Origin of the sequence: Kocuria rhizophila, from assembly GCF_003667225.1 — a bacterium.
Taxonomy (GTDB): domain Bacteria; phylum Actinomycetota; class Actinomycetes; order Actinomycetales; family Micrococcaceae; genus Kocuria; species Kocuria rhizophila.
Window position 1 is genome coordinate 1 of record NZ_RCOM01000085.1, and the last position, 9,785, is coordinate 9,785.

Genomic DNA, 9,785 nt, shown 5'->3' on the forward strand with positions numbered 1-9,785 from the left:
TCCCAGCCCGCTGCTGCGCCCGTGCCCGCGCCCGCTGCTGCCTCCGCAAACGCAGAAACCCCTGCCTCCCGGACCGCCAGCCCGACCCGGTCCCAGAACGTCTCTCGCAGCGCATCCGGGGCGGCACCCGGGAAGAAGTCCACGGTCAACGCCCTCCCGCTGCCGCCCGCCGGCCCGCAGTGGTACGGCTCTCTCATGGGCACAGGCATTGCCGCGACCCTCACGCAGACGCTGAGCGGGGACCTTCCCGGTGCCCAGGCGCTCGCGGTGGTGCTGCTGGTGATCGGGTGGTTCATCTTCGTGGGCCTGACCGCGGCGTTCGGGCTGCGGATCGTGCGCCGCCCGGCGGTGCTCGCGGGAACCATCCGGGACCTGCCGGTGCTGGCCACGTGGGGCATGGTCTCCATGGGCGTGCTGTCCCTGGGATCGGCCACCGCAACCGTGGTCCCCGCGCACTGGCCAGCGCTCGCCCCGGCCGCCTGGGCGGTGGACGGGGTGCTCTGGACCATGGGCACGCTGCTGGGAATCCTCACGGCGCTGGGCTTCGCGGTCAGGCTGATAGGCCGGGACGTGGGGGCGCCCACCACCACGTGGGGCTTGCCGATCGTGCCTCCCATGGTCTCCGCGACCACCGGCTCGGCCCTCGTGCCGCACCTGGCCACCCGCGAGGGTCAGCTGCTGCTGGTGATCACCACCGTGGCGTGCTTCTTCCTGGCGCTCGTGCTCGGCCTGGTGGTGTTCGCCGTGGCCTACCACCACCATTGGCGCGTGGCACCGCTGCCGGTGGCCGCATCCACTAGCGCGTGGATCCCGCTGGGTGTGGTAGGCCAGTCCACCGCCGCCGCGCAGGCCATCGCGGTGCAGGCGCAGCGCTTCGTGCTCCCGGAGGACACCGGCACGCTGGTGCACCTGGCCAACTTCTACGGCATCGTGATGCTGAGCTGTGGCGTCCCGCTGATGGTGTGGGCCACGGTCATGACGGTCCGCGGGTTCCGGCACGGCATGCCGTACTCGCCGGGCTGGTGGGCGCTCACGTTCCCCATCGGCACGGTCTGCCTGGGTCTGCACGGGCTCGAAGGCGGTACGGGCGTCCGCGCCTTTGGCATCGCCTCGGATGCCGTGTGCCTGGTGCTGCTGTGCACCTGGACCCTGTGCACGGTCGCCACGATCCGCGCGGTGCGTGCCTACCTGTTCACCACCGAGGAAGCCGCGGAGGAGCGGGTTCCGCGCACCGCCTCCTGACACCCACCGCGACCGCACTGCGCGCGGGGGAGCGGGCGGCGTCGTCGGGCTTGGGGGACGACGACGCCGCACGGCAGGCCCGGGGCCCACGTCACCGACGCGGCCCCGGGCCTCTGCCTGCCGCCCCCGAGCGGCATCGCGGCGCGTGGATGTGACCGCCGCGACACGTTCAGGTCCGGCTCGTTAGCATGGGGATCATGAAGGCCACCGAAGAATCCCTCGTCCGCGCCGAGATCGTCGGGCACACCGGACTGCTGACCCTCACCCGTGACAAGGCGCTCAACGCCCTGAACCGCAGCATGTACCACCAGCTGGTGGACGCCCTGCAGATGTGGCGTGACGATCCCGCCATCACCGAGGTGGTCGTGCGCTCCGAGCTGCCCAAGGCGTTCTGCGCGGGCGGTGACATCAAGGAGGTGCGCACCGCCGCACTGGAGGGTCACGAGGACGAGATCCGGGACGCGTTCGGCACCGAGTACTCCATGAACGCGGTGATCGCCCGCTACCCCAAGCCGTACGTGGCCATGATGAACGGGATCGTGATGGGCGGCGGCATGGGTCTCTCGGTTCACGGCTCGCACCGGATCGTCACGGAGACCACGGTCATGGCCATGCCGGAGACCGCGATCGGCTTCTTCACGGACGTGGGCGCAAGCTATTTCCTGCCGCGCGTCACCCGCGGCGCCGGGGCCGCCATCGACGACGCCGCCGCCCGCCGCGAGTCTCTCGCCGTGGCCCGGTACCTCGGGCTGGGCGGTGTGCGGATCACCGGGGCGGATGCCATTGCGCTGGGGCTGGCGGACGTGTTCATCGACTCCTCGGACGTGGACGCGTTCGTGCAGACCGTCACCACCGATGGTGTGGATGCCGCCGTGCAGAAGTACTCGAAGGACGCCCCCGAGTCCGAGTTCCCCGCCCGATGGGACGAGATCGTGGCGACCTACGGCGCGGACACCCTGGAGGAGGTCGTGCGCAACGCGGGCTCGGACCTGGACGGCATGAGCCCCACCTCTCTTGCTCGCGTGTTCGAGCTGCTCACCAAGGGCTCCGAGGACGACGACGTGGTGTCCTGCCTGGAGCGTGAGCTGCGCATGGCGGAGGACACCGCCGTGGGCCACGACTTCATCGAGGGCGTGCGCGCCATGGTGGTGGACAAGGACAAGACCCCGCAGTGGGAGCCGGCCACCGCCGCCGAGGTGGACGAGGACCGCATCCGTGCACTGGTGTCCGAGAAGTCGGAGCTGCCCATCCGGGTCTGATCCACCGGACCTTTGCGACGCCGACGCCCCGCACACCAGGATGTGTGCGGGGCGTCGTGCTGCGGGGAGCATGCCGCTGCCAGGACCCGTCGCCGGTTCTGCCACGTGCCTGCGTCCCAGGCCTGCGGGCTCGGCCGGGCAGCATGGCTGTCGGGCTGCACGGGTCCCGGGCGGAGAAGGGGCCGGTGCCCGAGTGGTGACGTTGCGCGCGGAGCTGGCCGTGCGGCGTCGTCGTTCGCGCGGGTGCTGGGGGGTCAGCCCAGCGGCGACGGGCTCTGCGAGGTGTCCGGGGTGAGCGGGTCCGAGCCCACCGAGCCGCGGGCGCGGGCGATGGCTGCCATGAGGTGGTAGACCACCAGGGCGGCGGCGGTGCCCAGGGCGATGCCCGCGAAGTCGAGCCCGGCCACGGACCAGGTGTAGTCGCCGATGCCCACGATCATGGCGATGGCCGCGGTGGTGAGGTTGACCGGGTTGGAGAAGTCCACGCGGTTCTGCACCCAGATCCGCACGCCCAGCATGCCGATCATGCCGTAGAGCACGGTGGCCGCGCCGCCCAGCACACCCTGCGGGACGGTTGCGACGGCCGCGCCGAACACGGGGGTGACGCTCAGCAGGATCGCGACGAGTGCGGCCACCCAGTACGCCGCGGTGGAGTAGACCCGGGTGGCGGCCATGACGCCGATGTTCTCCGCGTACGTGGTGGTGCCGGAGCCGCCCCCGGCGCCCGCGATCATGGTGGCCAGGCCGTCGGACATGATGGCGCGGCCGGTGTAGGGATCCAGGTCGTCGCCGGTCATCAGCGCCACGGACTTCACGTGGCCGATGTTCTCCGCCACGAGCACCAGGATCACGGGGATGAACAGCCCGGCCATGCTGAGGTGGAATTCGGGCGCCTGGAACTGCGGCAGCCCGAACAGTCCCTGCTGCTCCCACGCGGCCTGGATGGCATCGAATGTCACCTCGCCGCGCAGCACCGCCGTGAGGTAGCCGATGGCCACGCCCAGGAGGATGGACAGCCGCCCCAGCAGACCGCGGAACAGCACGGAGATCAGCACGATGGAGCCCAGCGTGACCAGCGCGGTGACGGGCGCGGCCGTGAAGTTCTCCTTGGCGGACGGCGCCAGGTTGAAGCCGATCAGCGCCACGATGGTGCCCGTGACCGCCGGGGGCATGAGCTTCTGCAGCCACCCCGTGCCCGCGACCTGCACGATCACACCGATCAGGAACAGTGCGGCACCGGCCATGATCACGCCGCCGAGTGCGCCACCCGGACCGTACTGGTTCACGGACGCGGTGATCGGGGCGATGAACGCGAACGAGGACCCCAGGTAGCTGGGCACGCGCCCCGCCGTGATGACCAGGAACAGCACGGTGCCGATGCCCGAGAAGAACAGCGTGGTGGCCGGCGGGAAACCCGTGAGCAGCGGCACCAGGAACGTGGCGCCGAACATCGCCACCACGTGCTGCGCGCCGATCGAGATGGTCCGCGGCCACGCCAGCCGCTCCCGCGGGGTCACCACGTCCCCCGGGGCCACGTGCCTGCCGTCTCCGTGCAGTCGCCAGTTCAGGCCCAGGCGCTCGACGACGCCGCCGCGCCGGTTCCGCCCGCGCGGCTCGTGCTGCTCGTCCTGCGTGGGCGGGGTGTGGTCGGGGGAAACCGGCGAACTCATGGGTGCTCCTTCTCCTGGGCGGGCCGTGGATGCCGCCCCGAGGATTCTAGTGCGCGGGCGGGGAAGGCCAGCGGGCCCGGAGGGGCATGACGGCGCGGGTCAGGGCCACCGGGGCTGCGCCGCGGGAATCGCGCGATGAGGGGCCCTCGCGGGACCACGTGCGCGCTGGTGAGGGCACCGGGGGAGGCGGCCGTGCGGCGTCGTCGGCCCCTGGCGCGAAACCTACGGGCGAGTACGGTGAGTGACGGGGGCCACGCCCGTGGTCCTCGGGCCCGCGGAGGCCGACTCGCGCGAGCGTGACTCACACAGGAGTGGGGGAACATCATGGCTGAACTGACCAACGTGACCGTGATCGGATCCGGGGTGCTCGGATCGCAGATCGCGTTCCAGGCGGCGTACTTCGGCAAGACCGTGACCGTGTACGACATCAGCGAGGAGATCGTCGGGGCGCTGCCCGGGAAGTGGGAGAAGCTGTCCCTGCTGTACACGCGGGACATGGCGGCCACGCCCGAGCAGCTGAAGGCCGCGACGTCGCGGTTGAGCGGAACCACGGACTTGACGGCGGCGCTCGCGGACGCGGACATCGTGATCGAGGCGGTCCCCGAGAACCTCGAGCTCAAGAAGAAGGTGTGGGCGCAGATCGGGGAGGCGGCACCGTCCGACACGCTGCTGTGCACGAACTCGTCCACGCTGCTGCCCAGCGACATCGCGGAGGCCACGGGCCACCCGGAGCGGTTCCTGGCGCTGCACTTCGCCAACGAGGTGTGGCGCAACAACACCGGCGAGGTCATGGGCCACGCCGGCACGGACCCCGCAGCGGTGCAGGCCGTCCTGCAGTTCGCGGAGGAGATCGGGATGGTGCCCATCCACATCCAGAAGGAGCAGGCGGGCTACATCCTCAACACCCTGCTGGTCCCGTTCCTCACGGCGGCGTCGCACCTGTGGGTCAACGACATCGCCCAGGCGGAGGACATCGACAAGACGTGGCGAACGGCCACCGGATCCCCGCTGGGCCCGTTCCAGATCCTGGACCACGTGGGCATGGAGACGTACTACCAGATCAACCTCAACGCGGGGACCGAGGAGTCCCAGCGGGTGGCGGAACGCGTGAAGCGGGAGTTCATCGACCAGGGCCACATGGGCCGCAGCTCGGGGCAGGGGTTCTACACGTACGAGTGAGGGGCGGCGCCCGCTCCTCCCCGGAGGATTAAGTGCAGTTTTTGCCAAAAATCGCGGCAGATGTGGCAAAAGCTGCACTTTTCCGAGGAGAGTGGTGCCGCGCGCTGCGGAGTTCCGCCGCATGAAGCCGAGGTCTGCGCGCCGCCGCTCGGCCCTCCAGCGCCTCGTGCACTAACGGAGCAAGTGCAGGTCTGAGCGCCATGTCCTGCGTTTGCTCCGTTGTTGCACGCCTCCTGCGGGGCTCATCCCGCCGCAACGGCTCGGCGTGGGTCCCCGGCCCCTCCCGGGGTCCATGAATAATGATCGGCATGACCCAGGACGCATTCGGTGAACTGCTCGACAAGCTCTACTACGGGGCGCTGGACACCCGTGACCGCGGGGACAAGTTCGAGCGGCTGATGCGGTCCTACCTGCTCACGGACCAGGCGTACTCGTTCTCCAAGGTGTGGCTGTGGAACGAGTACCCGGATCGGGGCAACCGCTCGGACATCGGCGTGGACCTGGTGGGTGTCCGCGCGGACACGGGCGAGAAGGTCGCGATCCAGTGCAAGTTCAAGGATCCGGACAAGGTGATCGCCAAGGGGGACATCGACTCCTTCATCTCCGCCTCCGCCACGGCGGAGTTCGGTGAGCGGCTGATGGTCTCCACGTCCCTCAAGGAGCTGGGCGGCAACACCCGCAAGACCATCGACAACCTGGACAAGCCGTGGTCCACGGTGGGGCTGGCCCAGCTCGCGGACGCGCCCATCGACTGGTCCCAGTTCAACCTGGACCAGCCAGACCACATGGTCCGCGCGGACGAGGGCAAGTCCCCACGCCCGCACCAGCTGCAGGCCATGGCGGCGGTCAAGGAGGGCTTCGAGAGCCACGACCGCGGCAAGCTCATCATGGCGTGCGGCACGGGCAAGACGTACACCTCACTGCAGATCATGCAGGAGCAGACCCCGGAGAACGCCACGGTGCTGTTCCTGGTGCCCTCCATCTCCCTGCTGTCCCAGACGCTCACCGAGTGGAAGCGGGACGCCTCCGAGGAGTTCCGCGCGTTCGCGGTGTGCTCGGACGTGAAGGTGGGCAAGAGCACCGCGGATGACATCTCCGCCACGGACCTGGCGTTGCCGGCCACCACGAGCGCCGAACGTCTGATCACTCAACTGAATCGCTTCCCGGACTACGCGGGCCGCACCGTGGTGTTCTCCACGTACCAGTCCATCGACGTGCTGCACCAGGCGCAGCAGATGGGTTTCCCGGACTTCGACCTGATCGTCTGCGACGAGGCCCACCGCACCACCGGCGCCACGCTGGCCGGTCAGGAGGACTCCGCGTTCGTGCGCGTCCACGACCGGTCCTTCATCCGCGGCACCAAGCGCCTCTACATGACGGCCACGCCGCGCGTGTTCGACGAGGGCACCCGGAAGAAGGCGGAGGAGAACTCCGTGGTGGTCGCGTCCATGGACGACGCAGCACTGTTCGGCCCCGAGTTCCACCGCCTGGGCTTCGGCGAGGCCGTGGAGGGCGGTCTGCTCAGCGACTACAAGGTCCTGGTGCTCGCGGTGGACGAGGCCGCGATCACGCGCCAGTTCCAGGAGCTGCTCACGGACGAGGACGGCCAGCTCAGCATTGACGACGTCGCCCGCATGGTCGGCTGCTGGAAGGGCCTGTCCACGCGCGGTTCCGAAGCTGGAATGCAGGCCTCCCCCCCCCGAACGCCCCCATGAAACGCGCGGTGGCGTTCGCCTCCAACATCCGCGAGTCGCAGCGGGTTGCTGACGCGCTGGAGCGGGTGAGCGAGCAGCTCACGCAGGACAACCCGCAGGATCTGCTGCTGCGCGCCGAGCACGTGGACGGCACCATGAACGTGGCGCAGCGGGGCGGCAAGCTGCGGTGGCTGGAGGCGGAGCCTGAGCAGGACGAGTGCCGCATCCTCACCAACGCGCGGTGTCTCTCCGAGGGCGTGGACGTTCCCAGCCTGGACGCGGTGATGTTCCTCAACCCCCGCAACTCGCAGGTGGACGTGGTGCAGTCCGTGGGGCGGGTGATGCGCCGGGCCAAGGACAAGGACTACGGGTACATCATCCTGCCGGTGGGCATCCCCTCCGGGGTGGCGCCGGAGGCCGCACTGAAGGACAGCAAGAAGTACAAGGTCATCTGGTCCGTGCTCAACGCGTTGCGCTCGCACGACGACCGTTTCGAGGCGATGGTCAACCACATCGACCTCAACCAGGACCGGGACGACCGCCTGGACGTGATCCCGGTGACCGTGGACGACGACTCCACGGTGGTGGTCCCCACCAACGAGCACGGCGAGCAGACCGTGCTGGACCTGCCGTTCGAGAATGCGCAGGAGTGGCGGGACGCCATCTACGCCAAGATCGTGCAGAAGGTGGGGGACCGCGAGTACTGGGAGAACTGGTCCGCGACCATTGCGGAGGTGGCGGCCAAGCACACCGAGCGGATCACCGCCCTGGTCACCCAGGATCCCACCCCGGAGGTCGCGGAGCAGTTCGACACGTTCGTGACGGCGCTGCGGGCCAACCTCAACGACGGCATCTCCGCCACGGACGCGATCTCCATGCTGTCCCAGCACCTGATCACCAAGCCGGTGTTCGATGCGCTGTTCGAGGGCTACGACTTCGCGGCGCACAACCCGGTGTCCGTGGTGATGCAGCGGATGGTGGACACGCTGGCCGGGCACAACCTGGAGTCCGAGACGACCACGCTGCAGTCTTTTTACGACAGCGTGCAGCGCCGGGCCACGGGAATCGACAACCCCGAGGGCAAGCAGCGGATCATCACGGAGCTGTACGAGAACTTCTTCACCAAGGCGTTCCCCAAGCAGGCGGACGCCATGGGGATCGTGTACACCCCGGTGGAGATCGTGGACTTCATCTTGCGCTCGGTGGACGAGCTCTCCCGCCGGCACTTCGGGGCGGGGCTCACGGACCGGGACGTGCACGTGCTGGACCCGTTCACGGGAACCGGAACGTTCATGGTGCGGCTCATCGAGTCCGGGATCATCTCCCCGCACGACTTTGCCCGCAAGTACGCGGAGGAGCTGCACGCCACCGAGATCATGCTGCTGGCCTACTACATTGCCGCGATCAACATCGAGGCCACGTACCACGGTGTGCAGGGCGGGATGTATGTCCCGTTCGAGGGCATTGTGCTGGGGGACACGTTCCAGATGTCCGAGGACCGGGACGTGATCGACAGCGAGGTGTTCACGGGCAACAACTCCCGCGCGCAGAAGCAGCTGGACGCGGACATCCGCGTGATCGTGGGTAACCCGCCCTACTCGGTGGGGCAGACGAGTGCGAACGACAACAACGCGAACCTGGCCTACCCCACGCTGGATGCGCGGATTCGGGACACCTATGCGGCTCTGGGAAGCGGCCAGAACAAGAACAGTCTCTACGACTCCTACGTGCGCGCCCTGCGCTGGGGGTCGGACCGGATCGGGGACCGGGGCATTCTGGCGTACGTGACCAACGGCGGGTACATCGACGGAAACTCGGCGGACGGCATCCGCAAGTCGCTGGTGCGGGACTTCGACCGGTTGTACGTGTTCAACACCCGCGGCAATGCACGCGGCGCGGGAGACCTGCGCAAGAAAGAGGCGGGAAACGTCTTCGGTGGGGGCAGCCGCACTACGGTGGCCGTCCTGCTTGCGGTCAAGGACCCCGCGCACACCGGGGACTGTGAGCTGCACTACCGGGACATCGGGGACTACCTCTCCCGCGAGGAGAAACTCGACATCATCCGCACTGCCGGTCTGAGCGACGAGGGCTGGCAGACCCTGGAGCCCAATGCCAAGGGGGAGTGGCTCAACCAGTCCACGGACGAGTTCCAGGAGTACGCGCCGCTGGGGGCCAAGAATACCGGATCAGAAAAGTCGACAGTTTTTCGTACGTTTTGCCGCGGATTGGAGTCGAGCCGCGACGCTTGGGTCTACGAGTTCTCAGCCCGTGATCTTGTCGAAAATATCGAGGGCATGACAGCCGCGTATGAAATTGCCCGTAAGCGCTTTGCACAGCAACGGACTGTGTCGCCGAACGAGTCCGCGGTGGCCCAATGGCTGAAATCCTCGCCCACCCACGCAGATCCCACACGGCTTTCGTGGAGCCGGTCGCTGCGTCAGTTGGCCGCCAAAGATCGCGCACTCACTCCATCGCCGGGGGCGGTGCGACAGAGCATCTACCGCCCATTCACGAAACAGCACCTGTACTTTGCGCCGGGATACAACCACGAGCGTGGGCAGCTGCCCAAGATGTTCCCGACCCCGGAGCACGAGAACTACGGGTTCTACATCCACGGGATCAATCCCGGCCAGCCTTTTGCCTTGATGGCGGTGAACGAAATCCCGTGTCTGGACCTCTTCGGCAAGGCGGGCCAGTTCTTCCCCCGCTACACCTACGAACCCCTGGGCACCCCCGCCGGG

6 protein-coding genes are annotated in these 9,785 nt (G+C 68.4%); 5 read left to right on the forward strand and 1 reads right to left on the reverse strand.

Going from position 1 to position 9,785, the window contains the following annotated elements; all coding sequences use genetic code 11:
• Positions 1-21 precede the first annotated feature (21 nt).
• The gene (locus tag D9R02_RS10010) at positions 22-1,242 is read left to right on the forward strand and encodes a TDT family transporter (protein WP_121566841.1); all 1,221 of its coding nucleotides are present in this window, start codon (positions 22-24) and stop codon (positions 1,240-1,242) included.
• A gap of 197 nt (positions 1,243-1,439) precedes the next feature.
• The gene (locus D9R02_RS10015) at positions 1,440-2,501 is read left to right on the forward strand and encodes an enoyl-CoA hydratase/isomerase family protein (RefSeq protein ID WP_035885305.1); all 1,062 of its coding nucleotides are present in this window, start codon (positions 1,440-1,442) and stop codon (positions 2,499-2,501) included.
• Positions 2,502-2,755: 254 nt separating this feature from the next.
• Here D9R02_RS10015 and D9R02_RS10020 read toward each other — a convergent pair whose 3' ends face one another.
• Complete coding sequence (locus D9R02_RS10020; protein ID WP_121566842.1) at positions 2,756-4,171, reverse strand: uracil-xanthine permease family protein; 1,416 nt, start codon at positions 4,169-4,171, stop codon at positions 2,756-2,758.
• 324 nt (positions 4,172-4,495) lie between these two features.
• Between D9R02_RS10020 and D9R02_RS10025 the strand changes: the two genes are divergently transcribed.
• The 3 genes from D9R02_RS10025 to D9R02_RS10035 form a co-directional block, all read left to right on the forward strand.
• Positions 4,496-5,350 carry a 3-hydroxyacyl-CoA dehydrogenase gene (locus D9R02_RS10025; protein ID WP_121566843.1) on the forward strand — a complete coding sequence of 285 codons (855 nt, stop codon included), beginning with the start codon at positions 4,496-4,498 and terminating at the stop codon, positions 5,348-5,350.
• A gap of 308 nt (positions 5,351-5,658) precedes the next feature.
• Positions 5,659-7,065: a restriction endonuclease gene (locus D9R02_RS10030; protein ID WP_183085987.1), complete on the forward strand. Its 1,407-nt coding sequence runs from the start codon at positions 5,659-5,661 to the stop codon at positions 7,063-7,065.
• The coding region (locus tag D9R02_RS10035; protein WP_147435353.1) for a type ISP restriction/modification enzyme at positions 7,062-9,785 on the forward strand (2,724 nt) is incomplete at its 3' end. The genes D9R02_RS10030 and D9R02_RS10035, both read left to right, overlap by 4 nt.